17 protein-coding genes are annotated in these 17,004 nt (G+C 45.1%); 14 read left to right on the top strand and 3 right to left on the bottom strand.

Annotation, left to right across the window (positions count from 1 at the left end; translation table 11 throughout):
* Nucleotides 1-4: 4 nt before the first annotated feature.
* The 14 genes from ACFPFU_RS18400 (at nucleotide 5) to ACFPFU_RS18335 (ending at nucleotide 13,144) form a co-directional block, all read left to right on the top strand.
* The gene (locus ACFPFU_RS18400; RefSeq protein WP_377066782.1) at nucleotides 5-811 is read left to right on the top strand and encodes an alpha/beta fold hydrolase; all 807 of its coding nucleotides are present in this window, start codon (nucleotides 5-7) and stop codon (nucleotides 809-811) included.
* A gap of 97 nt (nucleotides 812-908) precedes the next feature.
* Nucleotides 909-1,358, top strand: a complete 450-nt coding sequence (locus ACFPFU_RS18395) for a MarR family winged helix-turn-helix transcriptional regulator (RefSeq protein WP_377066780.1) — start codon at nucleotides 909-911, stop codon at nucleotides 1,356-1,358.
* Between the two features lie 91 nt (nucleotides 1,359-1,449).
* Entirely contained in the window at nucleotides 1,450-1,977 is a 528-nt protein-coding gene (locus ACFPFU_RS18390) for a YceI family protein (RefSeq protein WP_377066778.1), read from the top strand.
* Nucleotides 1,978-2,057: 80 nt separating this feature from the next.
* Entirely contained in the window at nucleotides 2,058-3,005 is a 948-nt protein-coding gene (locus tag ACFPFU_RS18385) for a ring-cleaving dioxygenase (RefSeq protein WP_377066776.1), read from the top strand.
* Between the two features lie 2 nt (nucleotides 3,006-3,007).
* On the top strand, nucleotides 3,008-3,622 hold the full coding sequence (locus tag ACFPFU_RS18380) for an alpha/beta hydrolase (protein WP_377066774.1): 615 nt from the start codon (nucleotides 3,008-3,010) through the stop codon (nucleotides 3,620-3,622).
* Nucleotides 3,623-3,841: 219 nt separating this feature from the next.
* Entirely contained in the window at nucleotides 3,842-4,483 is a 642-nt protein-coding gene (locus ACFPFU_RS18375) for a hypothetical protein (RefSeq protein WP_377066772.1), read from the top strand.
* 64 nt (nucleotides 4,484-4,547) lie between these two features.
* Nucleotides 4,548-6,986: a heavy metal translocating P-type ATPase gene (locus tag ACFPFU_RS18370; protein WP_377066770.1), complete on the top strand. Its 2,439-nt coding sequence runs from the start codon at nucleotides 4,548-4,550 to the stop codon at nucleotides 6,984-6,986.
* Nucleotides 6,987-6,988: 2 nt separating this feature from the next.
* A complete protein-coding gene (ccoS, locus tag ACFPFU_RS18365) occupies nucleotides 6,989-7,159 on the top strand; it encodes a cbb3-type cytochrome oxidase assembly protein CcoS (RefSeq protein ID WP_377066768.1) in 171 nt (56 codons plus the stop codon).
* Nucleotides 7,160-7,170: 11 nt separating this feature from the next.
* A complete protein-coding gene (ccoN, locus tag ACFPFU_RS18360) occupies nucleotides 7,171-9,303 on the top strand; it encodes a cytochrome-c oxidase, cbb3-type subunit I (protein ID WP_377066766.1) in 2,133 nt (710 codons plus the stop codon).
* An 11-nt stretch (nucleotides 9,304-9,314) separates the two neighbouring features.
* Nucleotides 9,315-9,506 (top strand): cbb3-type cytochrome c oxidase subunit 3, encoded by a 192-nt coding sequence (locus tag ACFPFU_RS18355; RefSeq protein ID WP_377066764.1) that lies wholly within the window; start codon nucleotides 9,315-9,317, stop codon nucleotides 9,504-9,506.
* On the top strand, nucleotides 9,493-10,425 hold the full coding sequence (locus ACFPFU_RS18350) for a cbb3-type cytochrome c oxidase N-terminal domain-containing protein (protein WP_377066762.1): 933 nt from the start codon (nucleotides 9,493-9,495) through the stop codon (nucleotides 10,423-10,425). The genes ACFPFU_RS18355 and ACFPFU_RS18350 overlap by 14 nt, the downstream gene beginning before the upstream one ends.
* A gap of 65 nt (nucleotides 10,426-10,490) precedes the next feature.
* Nucleotides 10,491-11,918 carry a cytochrome c oxidase accessory protein CcoG gene (ccoG, locus tag ACFPFU_RS18345; protein WP_377066760.1) on the top strand — a complete coding sequence of 476 codons (1,428 nt, stop codon included), beginning with the start codon at nucleotides 10,491-10,493 and terminating at the stop codon, nucleotides 11,916-11,918.
* Nucleotides 11,919-12,001: 83 nt separating this feature from the next.
* A complete protein-coding gene (locus ACFPFU_RS18340) occupies nucleotides 12,002-12,427 on the top strand; it encodes a FixH family protein (RefSeq protein WP_377066758.1) in 426 nt (141 codons plus the stop codon).
* Complete coding sequence (locus ACFPFU_RS18335; protein ID WP_377066756.1) at nucleotides 12,428-13,144, top strand: sulfite exporter TauE/SafE family protein; 717 nt, start codon at nucleotides 12,428-12,430, stop codon at nucleotides 13,142-13,144.
* Here the strand turns inward: ACFPFU_RS18335 and ACFPFU_RS18330 are convergent.
* The 3 genes from ACFPFU_RS18330 to ald all read right to left on the bottom strand — a co-directional run bounded on the left by ACFPFU_RS18330 (nucleotide 13,096) and on the right by ald (nucleotide 16,640).
* Nucleotides 13,096-13,959, bottom strand: coding sequence for a hypothetical protein (locus tag ACFPFU_RS18330; protein WP_377066754.1), 864 nt, complete (start codon nucleotides 13,957-13,959; stop codon nucleotides 13,096-13,098). The two genes, ACFPFU_RS18335 and ACFPFU_RS18330, sit on opposite strands and share 49 nt — an antisense overlap.
* 64 nt (nucleotides 13,960-14,023) lie before the next feature.
* Complete coding sequence (gene hemN, locus ACFPFU_RS18325) at nucleotides 14,024-15,373, bottom strand: oxygen-independent coproporphyrinogen III oxidase (RefSeq protein WP_377066752.1); 1,350 nt, start codon at nucleotides 15,371-15,373, stop codon at nucleotides 14,024-14,026.
* Nucleotides 15,374-15,527: 154 nt separating this feature from the next.
* On the bottom strand, nucleotides 15,528-16,640 hold the full coding sequence (ald, locus tag ACFPFU_RS18320; protein WP_377066750.1) for an alanine dehydrogenase: 1,113 nt from the start codon (nucleotides 16,638-16,640) through the stop codon (nucleotides 15,528-15,530).
* Nucleotides 16,641-17,004 lie beyond the last annotated feature (364 nt).

Raw genomic sequence — 17,004 nt, 5'->3', positions numbered from 1 at the left:
AAAAATGCCATACATTCAAATAAAAGGAGCCCAACTGTTTTATATCCAAGAAGGCGCTGGCGGGGAAGTGATTCTTTTTTCCCATGGTCTCTTTTGGAGCCATATGATGTTTGAAAAGCAAATACGGGAATTTAAAGAGGGATATACCGTTATCGCATATGATCACCGGGGCCAGGGAAAAAGTGGGTGTGCTGACGGAGATTTTTCATTGGATGCCCTTACGGAGGACGCCGTGGAAATCATTGACAAGCTTGCTGGCAAAGCAGTACATTTTGTGGGTTTGGGAATGGGAGGATTTATTGGACTACGGCTGGCAGCCAGGTATCCGGACAAAATTAAAACCTTGGTTTTGATGGAAACCTCTGCGAGTCCCGAACCGGTGGAAAACCTGCCTAAATACCGGTTTTTGAACGGCTTGATTAAATGGTTTGGCTTCATTCCTTTGGTTACAGCCAAGTTAATGGAGGTACTTTTTGCCGAAAGCTGGATAAAGAGCACTGAAAACCGGCAGGCCTATAAATATTGGCGTCAGCAATTGGGCGGAAACAGCAAATCGATGCATCATTCTTTTAAGGCCGTGATGGAACGGAAAGGGATTGAGGAAGAAGTCAGGGGTATCCGGTGTCCCGTGATGATAATTGTAGGAGATGAGGATGTAGCCACCAAATCCGAAAAAGCAAAGTACCTGCAAATGGCCATACCCGATTCCAAACTGCACGTATTGCCCGGTTCTGGCCATAGCATCAGTATTGAAAAACCCGGGGAAGTGAATGTGCTGATCCGGCAATTTCTGGATGATTCCCCTGCTTAATCACCGCGCATGAAAAAAAAAATGAAAAAAAATTCCAAATATGAAAACTTTTTCGATCAATTAATTGTATATACATTAAATACATTTGACAGTGATCATGAAAATTGAGGAAGCGATCAAGCAGAAGACGTTTAAAGACAATTATAACAAAGCGGTAGTGAATCTATTGTATACCCATAGTTATATCGTCACCCGTCAAAGCAGGATCTTCAAGCCTAATGATCTTTCTCCGGAACAGTACAATGTATTAAGAATATTGCGGGGACAGCATCCGGTTCCCACTACAGTGTCTTCCATACAGGACAGGATGCTCAACAAAATGAGCAATGCCTCAAGGTTGGTGGAAAAACTGAAAATAAAGCATCTGGTCGAAAGAAGGGAGTGCCCCGCTGATCGAAGACAGGTTGACGTAACGATCACGGAAAAAGGGCTTAAATTATTGGAAGCGTTAGAAGACAGTGTGAATGAGTTCAATAGATCAGTCATCCATCTTAATGAAAAAGAAGTGGAGCTCCTTAATGACCTGTTGGATAAATTGAGGGGCTAAAAAATTTTACCTAAATATATGTATAGACAATTAATGTTTTAACAGTAATAAATTTCAAACTGATTTAAATAACAAATTAAATTCAACAATTATGAGTACTACGAAATGGATTATTGACCCCACCCATTCAGAGGTTTCGTTCAAAGTGAAACACCTGGTGATTTCCACCGTAACCGGCTATTTCAGGGAATTTGAAGGCGTGGCTGAAGTCGGATCGGATGATTTTTCCGATGCCAAAATAGACTTTAAAGCAGAGGTGAGCAGCATTGATACCAACCAAAGCGACAGGGATGCCCATTTGAAATCAGCTGATTTCTTTGATGCGGAGAAACATCCCCACCTGAGACTTTCCAATGCCAGGCTTACAAAAAACGGTTCAGGATACAAAGTTTTGGGAGACTTGACCATCAAGGACATTACCAAGCCTGTGGAACTTGAAGCTGAGTGGGGTGGTGTGGCCGAAGACGGTTATGGACAGGTTAAGGCGGGATTTGACCTACAGGGAAAAATCAGCAGAAAAGCGTTTGGACTTACCTGGTCTGCTGTCACAGAGGCAGGAAGTGTGGTCGTAGGTGACGAGGTCAGGCTATTGGCCAGCGTGCAATTGGTAAAACAGTAAATAATTGTTTACTTTCAGGCAGGACCAGGCTCCGGATATTCCGGTTCGGGCCCGGTTCTGCTGTTTAAACATCGACACTCATGGAAAAGTTAATCAGAGGCATTCATCATATCACGGCCATTGCAAGCAATCCTCAGAGGAACGTGGACTTTTACACACAGGTTTTGGGTCTGCGTCTGGTGAAGAAGACCATCAATTTTGACGCACCCAACGTTTACCATTTTTATTTTGGTGACGAAGTGGGTTCTCCCGGTACCGTCCTGACTTTTTTTCCTTTTGACGGGGCGAAGAGGGGAAGAAAAGGTGTAGGAGAAATGACCTATACGGCATTTTCAGTCGCCAAGGATGCGCTGCCTTATTGGAGGGAGAGGCTGAAAGGTTTTGGCATCAGCATTTCTGATACACTGGAAAGGTTTGGCGACCGGTTGATTCGTTTTGAAGACCACGATGGTTTGGGAATAGAACTGGTGGCCAATGAAACAGACAGCCGGAAAGGCTGGGCGCCTGAAAGTATTCCCGCCGGGTTTGCCATTAAAGGCTTTTATGGGGCTACTTTGAATCTGCGGGCCAAAGACTTGACCGCGGAATTGCTGACCAATGTGTTGGATTACCGTTTGCTTGCAGAAGACAACGGCCGGTTTAGATATGTGGTGGATGAACAGCCAGGAGAAATCCTGGACATCGTTCTCAATGATCCCGAGGGCAGGTCCATTCAGAGTGCCGGAACGGTACACCATATCGCTTTTAGAACGGACAATACCGATACACAGTCAGAAATGCAGCATAAGTTGTTGGATTATGGACAGCAGGTTACTTCTGTGAAGGACCGCAATTACTTTAAGTCAATATATTTCAGGGAGCCGGGCGGCATACTCTTTGAGGTGGCTACCGACGGCCCGGGTTTTGCCATTGATGAGGAGGTGGCTCATCTGGGTGAAAAGCTGAAGTTGCCGGACTGGGCTCTGCCCCAAAAGGACCTCATCGAAAGGCAACTGCCGGAGGTAAAATTGAATTATAAAATAGGTTGATTATGGAGGAAGTCACATTGGCGGGACAAAACATGGAATATGCGGAGAGGGCGGTTATCATGCTTCATGGTAGAGGTGCCGACGCACATAGTATTTTAACCCTAAAAGAAGTCCTTGGTCTTGAGGAGTATGCCCTATTGGCGCCCCAAGCCCCCGATCACACTTGGTACCCTTACAGTTTTATGGCTCCGGAAAAAGAGAATGAACCTTATTTGAGCCGTTCGCTTGCCACTATAGACAGAATCGTCCATGGTGTGATGGAGGCGGGAAAAGAAAGTGAGCGTATTTATTTTGTAGGATTTTCACAGGGTGCGTGTTTGTGTTTGGACTATGTGGCAAGGCATGCCCGGAGATATGGAGGGGTAGTCGCATTCACTGGCGGGTTGATCGGTGAAGATTTGAAAGAAAGTAAATATAAAGGCGAATTTGATAATACCCCCGTTTTTATAGGAGCAAGTCATAGGGATGTCCACGTTCCTCTTGCCAGAATCAAAGCATCGGCAGCTTTATTGGAAGATATGGGGGCGGATGTAAAGACCATGATTTTTGAGGATACGCTGCATACTATAAGAAGGGAAGAGGTGGATTGGGTAAAAAAGAACATATTGAAATCTTAAAAAGTCATTTTGAGATTCAAGACATATGTTCTTTCTACTGTAGGTTTTTTTACTTTTATTTTTTTGCAAACCCTCAATGGGACAACGGGTTATCTTCCCAATAGATTTCCATAAAGGCTTTGTTTTGATTTAAAACATGACTTAAATCATGTTTGGACCTTCTGAATGTCAATTTGGGAGAAGAACCCTTGCATTAGCTTTGTAAAAAAAGTTAAACCAATGCAAGAGAAGTTGGAAAATACTGCAAGCTTCGCTTTTCCGGAAGAAATCATCACCACGCATTTTTGTGAGAAACTACCGGAAGGATTTGGATACATCATCGACAAAAACGGCAAAGCAAAAATGCATAGGCATTATGGCCAGAATATTCCGACCTTGTACACCGCCCATTTGCCAAAAGTTTTGGATTGGCTACATGGACTGGAAAAGCCTAAAGCATTAGAAAATTTTCCCTGCCGGGTGCCTGTTTTGTTATACGACTGTGAGCTTTCTTTTGAGAGTCTTTTGTTCCATTATGACGGTACCCCTGCATCCGCCAATCTGATCAGGAATTTTCTTATGCTTTTTGCCGATAATATCACCCAAAGCAAAGCCACCATCATTTCCCCCTCATTTATTCCCAAATCCAAATTGAAAGAAGAGCAGGAGATCATCCAGTTGGTCAATACGCACACGGCGGAGACCTCTTTTATCAAGTTCAATTTTAACCGGATCGGGGATTTTTGGTCATACGCCGTAAAACACCGGTGTACCTTGCTGGTCACCACCAAAAATAACCAGGCAGACCTCGCCAAAGTACTTTTTCATTTTTATAAAGGAGGTATGTGGTATGACAGGCTCTCTTTCTATTTGTCGATTTAAATCATATTATTTACTGACTTTCGTCATGTTTTTAGCTGTTTCACGGGACTAACTTGCTTGCCAAATGTCAAGGATCAATAAAATAGCGACAGATAAGGAAACGGCTACCTGCTATCACTGTGGAGAACCCTGCCGGGATGAATTCCTTCATTTTAACGGGAAAAAATTTTGCTGTTCAGGTTGCCGGCTGGTATACGAGGTTTTACAGGAAAATGACCTGTGCAATTATTATGATATAGCGGATGCTCCAGGTACCAACAGAAAAAATGCTTCTGACAGAAGCAATCGGTTCGACTATCTTGATGACAGGGATGTAGAGGGAAAACTGGTAGATTACCGGGATGAGGATGAGATACATATAACCTTTCATATCCCTTTGATCCATTGTGCTTCCTGTATTTGGCTGCTGGAGAACCTCAACAAGCTTCACGAGGGTATTGTGGCGGCGAGAGTGGATTTTATAAAGAAAAAAGTTCAGGTCAAATTCCAACGGGATCGGATATCCCTGAAGGAGGTGGTCTTATTGCTTTCCAAAATCGGCTACGAACCCGAGATCAACCTGGCGGATGTTGACCACAGACCGGCTGCGAGGGCCGACCGCCAACTGATTTATAAATTAGCAGTGGCGGGATTTTGTTTCGGCAATATGATGTTTTTCAGCTTGCCGGAATATTTTTCGGAGGCAGAATTAATGGGGGATGGGTTTAAACGCCTGTTCAATTACCTCAATGTGATATTGGCTTTGCCGGTTTTTTTTTATGCCGCTACGGATTATTACAAATCCGCATGGTTTTCCTTAAGACAAAGGGCTGTCAATATGGACGTGCCCATTGCCCTGGGAATCGTCACGCTCTTCACCTACAGTTTATATGAGATTTTTATCCTGGGCCAGGAAGGTTATATGGATACCTTGGGTGGACTGCTGTTTTTTTTGCTGATAGGCAAGCTTTTCCAACAAAAAACCTATGACGCGCTTTCTTTTGACAGGGATTATAAATCCTATTTTCCTATAGCAGTCACGAAAATAGTGAATGATGATGAAGAGGTCGTCGCCCTGATCAAACTTAAGGTTGGGGATGTGATCGTAGTGAGGAATGAGGAGCTTATCCCTGCGGACAGTATTTTGGTGGAAGGGGATGCCCATATAGATTATAGTTTTGTCACGGGAGAGGAAGTGCCTGTGGTGAAAAAAAAGGGAGAACTGATATTTGCCGGAGGCAGACAGAAAGGAAGACCGGTTGTCTTGGTTGTCCAGAAATTGCCTTCTCAGGGCTATTTGACCGATTTGTGGAACAATGATGCCTTTGATAAAAAAGAGGAATCAGGCTCATTGGCTTCTCTTGCCACGCAGATCAGTGGCAAATTTACCTTGACGGTATTGTTGATTGCCGTTTCGGCATTGGTCTTCTGGAGTTTCAGTGATTTTTCCATGGGGATAAAGGCCTTTACAGCGGTGCTCATCATCACCTGCCCCTGTGCTTTGGCCATGTCCACGCCCTTCACACTGGGCAATACGCAGCGTGTGTTTGGGCATGGGAAATTATACCTGAAAAACGCCCATGTCATCGAAAAAATGGCAAAATTGGATACCGTTGTTTTTGACAAGACCGGCACCCTTACCGATCCATCTGAGGCGTCTATAAATTATGCGGGGGTGGAACTTTCTGCGGAAAGTCAATCCATACTCAAAGGTATCGTTTCCCATTCCGTCCACCCTTTAAGTAACCGGATCAACAGATGGCTGGAAGGGGTAAAGGCCGTTAGACTTACGGAAATACAGGAATTTTCCGGCAAGGGATTGCTGGCTATCTACAAGGACCAGCAGTTTTGCCTTGGCTCTGCTGAATTTACCGGCGTGATTCCTGTACCTACTCCTGCCAATGGCAACCTGGTTTATTTTACCGTTGAGGGAATATTATTGGGGTATTTTATCATAGAAAGCGGTCTTAGGAAGGGGATTGAAAGGATAGTGGCCAGCATTAAAGAGGATCACCAGATCCATATTCTATCGGGAGATCATGATCATGAAAGGGAGAGCCTGAAAAGGGTATTCGGACCAGGAATCCGTATGAGATTTCACCAGGGACCGGTTGACAAGCTTCAGTATATTCGGGAAATGCGTAAGTGGGGAGCCAAGCCGCTTATGATAGGAGATGGCTTGAATGATGCAGGAGCTCTAAGGGAAAGTGAAGTTGGAATAGCGCTCACTGATAATGTATCGCACTTCTCTCCTGCCAGCGACGGGATCATGGATGCCTCGGCTATTCATAAACTCCCGGCTTTTCTGCGCTTTGCAAAAACCAGCCGAAACATCATTAAAGCCAGTTTCGGCCTCAGCTTTACCTATAATCTCGTAGGCGTCTATTTTGCCGTACAGGGTTTGGTAAGTCCGCTTTTTTGCGCTGTTCTCATGCCCGCCAGCAGCATCTCTGTCATATTGTTTACCACGTTGGTGACCAATTACAAAGCCTATAAAAATGGATTAAAAAGTAAAGTGTTTTGAAGATGGAAGTGATATTCATATTGATCGGAATAAGCTTGGCAATGGCCTCTGGCTTTATGTGGCTCTTTTTCCGGGCGATGAGAGATGGGCAATTTGACGACAACTGCACCCCATCGATCCGGATGCTCTTTGATGAAAAAGTAAAAAAGAAAACCAAAAAAAACAATCCATAAATCATAGTAACATGTCAGGAACAACACTGGAACAGTTCAGTTACGACAATAAGATCGTAAAATATTTCGGGGCTGCCACGATTATCTGGGGGCTTGCCGGGATGTTGATCGGCGTGATCGCTGCCACACAGCTCTTTCTGCCGGAGGCGAATTTAGGTAACCCTTATACGACCTTTGGAAGGATCAGGCCTTTGCACACGAATGCAGTGATTTTTGCCTTCGTTGGCAATGCTATATTTGCCGGAATATATTATTCCATGCCCCGTTTGCTGAAAACTCCTATGTGGAAAAAATCCCTTGGCTGGTTTCATTTCTGGGGATGGCAGGTAATTATTTTATCAGCGGTGATTACCCTTCCATTGGGTTTGACTACTTCCAAGGAATATGCGGAGTTGGAGTGGCCCATTGATATCGCCATAGCCGTGGTTTGGTTGGCTTTCGGAGCCAATATGATCGGCACTTTGCTGAAGAGGAGAGAGAAGCACATGTATGTCGCCATTTGGTTTTACCTGGCCTCGTTTGTGACGGTAGCGGTACTGCATGTCTTCAATTCACTGGCATTGCCGGTTTCCTTTTTCAAAAGTTATTCTGCTTATGCAGGAGTACAGGATGCCTTGGTGCAATGGTGGTACGGACACAATGCCGTGGCATTTTTCCTCACCACCCCGTTTTTGGGCCTCATGTATTATTACCTCCCAAAAGCCGCCAACAGGCCGGTTTATTCCTACAAGCTGTCCATCGTGCACTTTTGGTCACTGATTTTCATTTACATATGGGCCGGGCCTCACCATTTGTTATATACGGCGTTGCCTGAATGGGCCCAGGTGCTTGGCGTGGCCTTCTCTGTCATGTTAATAGCGCCTTCCTGGGGCGGGATGGTCAATGGCCTCCTTACGCTCAGGGGTGCATGGGACAAAGTGAGGATGGATCCGGTATTGAAGTTCATGGTGGTGGCGGTCACTGCTTACGGGATGGCTACCTTTGAAGGTCCCTTGTTGTCGCTAAAAAATGTAAATGCCATCGCACATTATACGGATTGGATAGTGGCACACGTGCACATTGGGGGATTGGGATGGAACGGCTTTCTTACCTTTTCCATGCTGTATTGGCTTTGGCCGCGCATGTGGAAAACCAAGTTATACTCCGTCAAAATGGCCAATACCCATTTTTGGCTGGGGACGCTTGGAATTCTATTTTATGCACTTCCCATGTACGTGGCAGCCCTTACCCAAAGCCTGATGTGGAAAGAGTTCAGCGAAGCAGGCCGTTTGGCTTACCCTAATTTCCTTGAAACGGTTATCCAGATTGTTCCTATGTACATGCTCAGGGCATTTGGGGGGCTGCTTTATCTCAGTGGTGCCATCCTGATGGTATATAACCTGGTGAAAACCGCCGGACAAGGAGCATTTCAGGAGGAGGAATTGGACGAGGCCCCGACACTGGCCAAACAGGTAAGTACTTCTGGGGAATTCTGGCACAGGGCATGGGAACGCAAGCCTGTTTTCTTTACCATCTTGGCGACAGTGGCTATTCTCATCGGAGGTGTGATCGAGATTGTTCCGACGATCCTTGTCAAATCCAACGTGCCTACCATTAGCAGCGTGGAACCCTATACACCTCTCGAACTTCAGGGCAGAGACCTGTACATCTCCAACGGTTGTGTGGGATGTCATTCCCAAATGATCCGGCCTTTCCGTTCTGAGACAGAAAGGTACGGGGAATACTCCAAAGCCGGGGAGTTTGTTTACGACAGACCTTTCTTGTGGGGCTCCAAACGGACCGGTCCGGACCTTCAAAGGGTAGGGGGAAAGTATCCTGATAGCTGGCATTATCATCACATGGTGGACCCCCGTACCATGTCCCCAGGCTCCCTTATGCCTCCGTATCCCTGGATGGCTACCAACATGATGGATCATAGCAATGTAGGGGCCAAAATCCGTGCCATGAAGAAACTGGGTGTTCCCTATCCTGAAGACTATGATCAGGTGGCTATGGATGATTTACAGTATCAGGCGGAGCAAATTGTAGCCAGCCTAAAATCTTCCGGGGTGGAGGTATTACCTGACACGGAAATCGTAGCCCTCATCGCTTACCTGCAAAGGCTGGGTACAGATATCAAAAAAACGACTGCTGCAAATCCATAAATAGCTTCGACATGCATAAGGAAATATTAAGATCAATAGAAAACATAGAAATCTATCCCATCATTTCATTAATCATCTTTGTGGCGTTCTTTCTGGGGATGTTTTGGTGGGTGCTTAGGGTGGATAAGCCATACGTTGACCATATGAAAGGGATGCCATTAAATGATGAATCACAAAATGAAACTGCACATGAAAAAGCTTAAGTTGTCTCTAATCACATGGGTGTGTCTGATTTTGGCAATGCCTGTTTATGGTCAACAATCCGATATCAACTGGGTGAGCCAACTTCAGGAAATGGACCGTAACCAGATGGTGCTGCTGGTTATCATCGGCGTGACCCTCGTCCTGATTCTCTTTCTGATGCTGGTGATGCTATATTTATTATCATTTCTTAGGTCTGTTTTGAGAAAAAACACTTCCGCGGAGGAAACAGCACCCTCTTGGTGGCAAAGGTTCAACGAACGTTTTGTTTCGGGTAAGATGAAACCCATTGATGAGGAAAAAGAGATAGCATTGGACCATAGTTATGACGGCATCGTGGAACTGGACAATTTCATGCCTCCCTGGCTTAAGTGGCTTTTCTATGCTACCATAGCCTTTGGAATCGTTTATTTCTTTAATTATTCGGTTTTCCAGATCGGAAAGACCCAGATTCAGGAATACGAAGAAGAACTTAGACTGGCGGCCCTTCAGGAGGAGGAAAGAAAAGCCTTCAACCTCACCGGCATAGATGAAACCAATGTGCAGTTTGATGCTTCAGGCCCTTCTCTAAAGGCTGGTCAAACCTTATACGAAGGCAACTGCGCTGCTTGTCATGCCGCGGATGGCGGCGGCGGGGTCGGTCCTAATCTTACCGATGAATATTGGTTGCATGGCGGTTCCATCAATGATGTGTTCAGAATCATCAAATATGGCGTAGTAGAAAAAGGGATGATCCCCTGGAATGACCAGCTAAGTCCTGAACAGATGCAACAGGTGGCCAGTTACATACTTACCATGCAAGGCACCACTCCCGCCAATCCTAAGGAACCTCAGGGAGAGCGGTATGAATCTGCCATCGAACAACCTGTCGATGCATTGGGTGAAGATGAACTTGGCTTGGAGTCCGCATCTTTGGAATGAGCCTGAAAACAGGGATAATTTGCAGTTCTCTTCAAGCATCCCTGTTCAAAAGTGCTGATTGAAAAATGACGATGAGAAACGGAAATCCGGATCCGGAAAAATTCAGAGATGCTCTTGCCACGGTCAAAGAGGACGGTAAAAGGAATTGGATATACCCCAAGAAAGTATCGGGAAAATTCTATAAGTGGAGAACTTACATTTCCTGGTTATTACTGGGCCTTTTGTTCGCAGGGCCTTTTATAAAAATAGAAGGGAGACCCTGGTTGCTGTTTAACATATTCGAGCGGAAGTTTATTGTCTTCGGGGCGGTATTTTGGCCGCAGGATACTTACCTGTTGATTTTCCTTTTGCTGATTTTCTTTGTCTTCGTCATTTTGTTTACCGTGGTGTTTGGCCGGGCCTTTTGTGGATGGGCATGTCCTCAGACCTTGTTTATGGAAATGGTTTTCCGGAAAGTAGAATACTGGATAGAAGGGGATGCGGGCCAGCAAAGAAAGCTGAATCATATGCCGTGGAATGGTGAGAAAATCAGAAAGAAGGGGATCAAGTACCTGATTTTCGCTCTTATATCTCTTTTGATTTCACACGTGGTGATGGCCTATCTGGTGGGGATTGACAAGGTAAAGGAAATTGTAGTGCAGCCGCCTACGGAAAACCTTGCAGGGTTTATCGGGTTAATGACATTCACAGGGATATTCTTTTTTGTGTTCGCTTGGTTCAGAGAACAGGCTTGTACTGTAGTATGTCCCTACGGAAGATTACAGGGGGTAATGCTCGATGACAATTCCATCAATGTGGCTTATGATTATGTAAGGGGAGAGCCCCGCGGGCCCATCAGAAAAAACAGGGCGGTTGCGGAAAAACTGGGGGACTGCGTGGATTGTACCTTATGTGTTCAGGTCTGTCCTACGGGGATCGATATCCGAAACGGGGTTCAGATGGAATGCGTCAACTGCACGGCTTGCATGGATGTCTGTGACGATGTCATGGAAAAAATAAGCCGGCCCAAAGGCCTGATCCGTTACGCTTCCGAAACCAGTATTAAAAAAGGTACCCAAAAACTGATGACCGCCAGGGTTAAAGGCTATACAGCCGTTTTACTCCTGCTGATCGGCGCCTTTGTCACCTTGTTGGCTACGCGGGACGATCTGGGCGCGACTGTGACCAGGTTCAGGGGTATGACCTACCAGGAAAGGGAGGGCGGAAAAATCAGCAATCTGTATGAAACCACCATTATCAATAAGACATTCCAGTTGCAGGAGGTTTCTCTCATGGCGGAAGATCCGCAATATACCGTTGAGGTGGTGGGTGCTACTGACTGGAAGCTGGATGGACAGACCAAATTGGAAGGAAGGTTCTTTATCGTGAAGGACAAAGAAAACATTCAGGCCCCCCAGGAAAATATCACGTTACTGTTCTTGCAGGATGGCAAGGTAATCGACAAAATAAAAACAAGCTTCATGGGGCCAATGTCCAGCAGTGGTGGGCAATAAAAAGATTCACCTCGTTGCCTTGCGCCGGGAAGCAGTTAAAAGTTATAACACATCATCTTATTAAAATATAAATAAATGACAGCATGGATTGGGGAAAAGGAATAGTAATCGTATTTGCGGTGTTTGCCACGATCATGGTGACCATGGTGACCATCTGTATGAAACAGGATGATCTCCATTTGGTGACAGCCAATTATTATGAGGAGGAAATAAAGTATCAGCAACACATCGATAAAGTCAGCAATACCGTCCACCTGGACCGGGAAACGCTGGTATTTGACCGCGATGGAAAGGTGTTGCACCTTGATCTGCCCGTGGGCGCCCTGGGAGAGCTGCATCTTTTTCGCCCTTCTGATGCCAGTCTGGACAGGAAAGTAGAGGTTAAAATAGATGGATCTTCCTCTAATTCGCTAGACCTAAAGGGTTTGAAACCGGGCTACTGGCGTGTCAAATTATCCTGGACAGCAGGCGACAAAGAATATTTTGAAGAGAAAAAAATAGAATTGTAAATGCTTTGGACAGCCTTTATACTGGGTTTGGTTGGCTCATTCCACTGCTTGGGCATGTGCGGCCCGATTGCCATGACATTGGCAGCAAAGGACCGCAGTAGGTTTGCGGGGAATAAACTGGCCTACAATCTTGGCAGAACCCTGACTTACGCCACTCTGGGAGCGCTGATTGGTTTGATCGGTTTTTCGTTGGCGTTGACCGGATTCCAGCAATTCTTTTCCATATTCATGGGCTCTGCGATCGTGGTGATGGCCCTATTTTATAAAAGGTCAGAAAGAATCATTGCCGGTTCGGGGATTTTTGGCGGAATGAACCGTTTGAAGTTGAAATTGGGCAAGTACCTGAAGAAAGGGGGCTCCCAGGCTTATTTTGTTTCGGGTTTACTGAACGGTCTGCTGCCATGCGGTATGGTATATATTGCTTTGGCGGCCACCCTTGCCCTCCAAAGTGTTTTTTACGGCTTTCTGTATATGCTCTTTTTTGGAATGGGAACCATACCTGTGATGCTCACCCTGATGTTTTCAAAAGACTTATTCGGTTTTCGGCTCAAACAAAGGATAAGCCGGGCACTTCCTTATTTTGCCATGTTTATCGGGGTCCTTTTTATCGTCAGAGGCATGGGGCTTGGGATTCATTACATCAGCCCGAAGGTGGATGTGGAGGCCGTTCAGGGAGCAGCGGAATCAGGTATTGTGGAAATGACCTTATGTGATTGATGCTCCTCATTGAGTTGCTTCAACAAGGCCTGAAGGCGTAGGATTCTTTCCGAAGGGTACCAGGTAGCTGCCATTTTCATCTGAAAATAAGCTTCCTTATAGGCTCTGCCCTCAAATTTTTTGATGGCATCGTTGTAAAACTGTAATCCATTCAATTCTTTAAATCCAATGGTTCTAAAAGTGCTGTTTTTTGAATGGGCCGGGGATAAGTTTCCTAAATGCAAGGTGGATTCGGCGTTGGAAGAGACCGAAGAGGTGGCTGTGAATTGGGAAAAAAAGTGCTCTGCCTCATGAGCAGCATGGATAAAGCCGTCAATTTTCCAGGTGCTTTCGAATATAATGTCGTGTTTTTCGTCGCGGGAAACGATAACGAAAACATGGTTGTCTGTTTCTATGATGTCAAAAGGAAAACCATATCTTTTCAGCAGCAGCCCATATACGGCTGATCCTGTCACACAATCATATTTCCCTTCAGCAAGTGTTTCGGAAAAGGAGGCATAAACCATATAGTCCTGCAAGACCATTTCCTGGGTCTTAAAGAAAATATAACGCAAAAAATCTGTTCCCCTCTCTTTCTTAAATTTCTTATCCAATATTTTGATCAGTCTCTGCCATTTATGGCTGTTGACCATACTTTCCGGCCTTAGGTACTGGAGGTAGACAAAGGGGTCATCGGCGGGATAGGCTTCCAGGCCGTGTGTTTTCAGGATTTCGGGATAGAAGGAAAGTTCTTTGGGATATATTTGTGCCCTTGAGTGGTTCAGGAGGCCGAATAAGAGCCCCATGTACAAAAAGACGAATTTTGCCGCTTTCATCCCAATGTTAAGTAATTGTTGCTTTAAGTTAACAAAAACTTAACATTAAACCTAATCCCCTTATTTATATGGATTTGCTGAAAACAGGTTTGGCGTGTGCGGGAGTCTGGAAATAAGGGTCAATGGCCATACAGATGTTTCTGATAAATGTTTTTCCGTGTTCGTTTACCCTGATGCCCCGCTCGCAGAAGTCCAGCAAGCCTTCATTTTTAAATTCTGTGAGTTTATCCGCCACAGGCTCCGGCAGGGGTGTTAGGTTTGGTGTCCAATCAGCCTCCCCGTTGCATATCAAGTCCATAATGAGCTTTTTCATCAAGATGTCTTCTTGGTTGAGTGTGTGACCTTTTATGAGCGGGAGCTGGCTGTCTGTAATGGCAGTCTTATAATCCTCGACATGCTTCTCATTCTGCCCATAGGCATAATAAAGGTCACTGATGGCGCTGCATCCCAACCCGATCAATATTTTGGAAGGGGAAGTGGTGTATCCCATAAAATTTCTATGGAGTGTTTTTGTTTCTTTCGCCTTGAAAAGAGGATCCCTTTGCAGCGCAAAATGATCCATGCCGATGTCATAATACCCCATTTGGCTAAGCCACAGTTTTCCGTTTTCATAAAGTTCACGCTTTTCGCGTTCATTCGGCAGGTGTTTTTCGAAGCTTCTTTGGGAAGGGAAGACTGTAGGCAGGTGTGCATAGCTGTAGAATGCGATTCTGTCCGGTCTGAGTGTGTTGACCTTGGCAATAGTGTCCTTTAAAGTCTTCAGGGTCTGATGGGGCAAACCATATATGAGGTCATAATTGATGGACTTATAACCTATCTCCCGGGCATTGGAGGTAGCTTCTTCTACCTTTTTATAAGGTTGGATCCGGTGTATGGCCACCTGTACTTTTGGGTTAAAATCCTGGATACCGTAGCTTACCCGGTCAAAACCAAAGCCGTTTAGAACGGCCAGATGTTCATAAGTAGTATTGTTCGGATGGCCCTCAAAACTGAATTCCGCGGTTTCCGCTACGGTAGAAGTGGAAAGTATGTGCCTCAGCATCATGCTGAGTGATGCGGGGGAGAAAAATGTGGGAGTACCTCCTCCAAGATGAATTCCGGCCAATTTGGGTTTATCCCGGAGCATGTCAAGGTACAGGTTCCATTCTTTGACGATGGCGGAAATGTAAGGCAGTTCCACCTGGTGGTTTTTTGTTATCCGCTTGTTACAGCCGCAATAAGTGCAGAGGCTTTCACAATAGGGCAGGTGGATGTAAAGACTTATGCCTTCTTCCCCGAATTCATGGTAAGCTTTCTGAAACAACCTTGGCCAGTTTTCGTGGCTGAGTTCATTGTTCCAGAAAGGAACAGGAGGATAACTGGTATATCTAGGTGCAGGAACATTGTATTTTTGGATCAGATCAGCATTCATCATCAAGTTGGGATTTATTTACAGGACAAAACTCCTTAAATACCAATTGAAATTTCATGACGGATCTGAGTGAAAAAACTGATTTTTGTCAGTTTTTGATAGGGTAGAGGGTGCCTTCCCCTCGATTACTACGGCTCATTTTGATGAGGCCATCGGCTCACAAGTGCTTTTCGACAGGAACATATTCCAAAGAGAAAGTATCGGCCACGGCTTTATATACCACTTCGCCATCGATAATATTAAGCCCGGCACGAAGTTCGGGATTTTGGATGGCGGCATTTTTCCATCCTTTTTCAGCAACCTCTAAAACATAGGGAAGGGTGGCATTGGTCAGGGCCAGGGTGGATGTATAAGGGACAGCTCCAGGCATATTGGCCACACAATAGTGCAAAACCCCATCGATAACATAAGTGGGATTTTCGTGGGTAGTGGGTTGGCAGGTTTCTATGCAGCCCCCTTGATCCACTGCCACATCTACCAATACCGTCCCGGGCAACATCTCTTTCAACATGTCCCTGGTGATGAGATGGGGAGCCTTGGCGCCCGGAATGAGGACAGCCCCTATGATAAGGTCAGCAGAGGGGATGAGTTTTCTGATGTTGTATTCATTAGACATCATGGTTTTGACATTGGGCGGCATCATATCAGCGAGGTACCTCATGCGTGGCAAGGAAACATCCAGGATGGTGACATCAGCTCCCAAGCCGGCTGCCATTAGCGCCGCATGGGTGCCTACTACGCCCCCTCCTAAAATCAGTACTTTAGCCGGAAGCGTGCCCGGCACCCCTCCCAAAAGGATTCCACGTCCGCCCAAAGGTTTTTCCAGATAATTGGCACCTTTCTGCACAGCCATTCTCCCGGCCACCTCAGACATGGGGATCAATAACGGCAGGCTTCTGTCGGCCTTTTCCACGGTCTCATAGGCCAGACACACCGCTTTGCTGTTGATCATAGCCTTGGTTAACGGTTCATATGAGGCAAAATGAAAGTAGGTAAAGAGAAGCTGGTTTTCCCGTATAAGGGGATATTCCGGTTCTATAGGTTCTTTCACTTTGAGGATCATTTCAGCCACCCGGTAAATCTCTTCGATCGAAGGCAGAATGGTTGCGCCGGCTTTTCTGTACAGTTCATTACCAAATCCGCTCTCCGCGCCGGCATTCTCTTGTAAGTAAACCTGATGGCCCTGTTTTACAAGCTCTTTCGCACCGGCAGGCGTAAGGGCTACCCTGTTTTCGTTGTTTTTAATTTCTTTTGGAACACCGATTAGCATAATATCTTTTGGTTAGATTAACTTGCAACACAAATATAATAGCACTTTAAAGGTTGGGTTTGGTCTTTTAAATATGTTATAATAATTGTTCTATAATTTTAATTATCAAGGAAATTTATATTTAAATAATTCAAAAAAAGAATTATTTAGTACTAATATAGAGCTAAATCTACATGTCCTCTGCAATATTTTTGTTATATTCTAAGGATTTTTAATATATTGGCCGATATTTTACGGATAGAAAGATAGTTAAATTTTATTTCAGAATAAAATTTTGAATACCTTAATATAGTAAGCATCAGTCAAAATTTTATTGTTTTATATAAAAAAGATATCTTATTATAAATTGGGAATACTGACAAAT

It is taken from the genome of Negadavirga shengliensis (assembly GCF_042652345.1).
Classification (GTDB): domain Bacteria; phylum Bacteroidota; class Bacteroidia; order Cytophagales; family Cyclobacteriaceae; genus Negadavirga; species Negadavirga shengliensis.
The sequence above is the reverse complement of the archived record's forward strand: the minus strand, read 5'-3'. Positions and strand labels throughout refer to the sequence as shown.

Coding starts and splice junctions, on each gene's coding strand:
- ACFPFU_RS18400 (WP_377066782.1), top strand. CDS start 5: ATGCCATACATTCAAATAAAAGGAGCCCAACTGTTTTATATCCAAGAA.
- ACFPFU_RS18395 (WP_377066780.1), top strand. CDS start 909: ATGAAAATTGAGGAAGCGATCAAGCAGAAGACGTTTAAAGACAATTAT.
- ACFPFU_RS18390 (WP_377066778.1), top strand. CDS start 1,450: ATGAGTACTACGAAATGGATTATTGACCCCACCCATTCAGAGGTTTCG.
- ACFPFU_RS18385 (WP_377066776.1), top strand. CDS start 2,058: ATGGAAAAGTTAATCAGAGGCATTCATCATATCACGGCCATTGCAAGC.
- ACFPFU_RS18380 (WP_377066774.1), top strand. CDS start 3,008: ATGGAGGAAGTCACATTGGCGGGACAAAACATGGAATATGCGGAGAGG.
- ACFPFU_RS18375 (WP_377066772.1), top strand. CDS start 3,842: ATGCAAGAGAAGTTGGAAAATACTGCAAGCTTCGCTTTTCCGGAAGAA.
- ACFPFU_RS18370 (WP_377066770.1), top strand. CDS start 4,548: ATGTCAAGGATCAATAAAATAGCGACAGATAAGGAAACGGCTACCTGC.
- ccoS (WP_377066768.1), top strand. CDS start 6,989: ATGGAAGTGATATTCATATTGATCGGAATAAGCTTGGCAATGGCCTCT.
- ccoN (WP_377066766.1), top strand. CDS start 7,171: ATGTCAGGAACAACACTGGAACAGTTCAGTTACGACAATAAGATCGTA.
- ACFPFU_RS18355 (WP_377066764.1), top strand. CDS start 9,315: ATGCATAAGGAAATATTAAGATCAATAGAAAACATAGAAATCTATCCC.
- ACFPFU_RS18350 (WP_377066762.1), top strand. CDS start 9,493: ATGAAAAAGCTTAAGTTGTCTCTAATCACATGGGTGTGTCTGATTTTG.
- ccoG (WP_377066760.1), top strand. CDS start 10,491: ATGACGATGAGAAACGGAAATCCGGATCCGGAAAAATTCAGAGATGCT.
- ACFPFU_RS18340 (WP_377066758.1), top strand. CDS start 12,002: ATGGATTGGGGAAAAGGAATAGTAATCGTATTTGCGGTGTTTGCCACG.
- ACFPFU_RS18335 (WP_377066756.1), top strand. CDS start 12,428: ATGCTTTGGACAGCCTTTATACTGGGTTTGGTTGGCTCATTCCACTGC.
- ACFPFU_RS18330 (WP_377066754.1), bottom strand. CDS start 13,959: ATGAAAGCGGCAAAATTCGTCTTTTTGTACATGGGGCTCTTATTCGGC.
- hemN (WP_377066752.1), bottom strand. CDS start 15,373: ATGATGAATGCTGATCTGATCCAAAAATACAATGTTCCTGCACCTAGA.
- ald (WP_377066750.1), bottom strand. CDS start 16,640: ATGCTAATCGGTGTTCCAAAAGAAATTAAAAACAACGAAAACAGGGTA.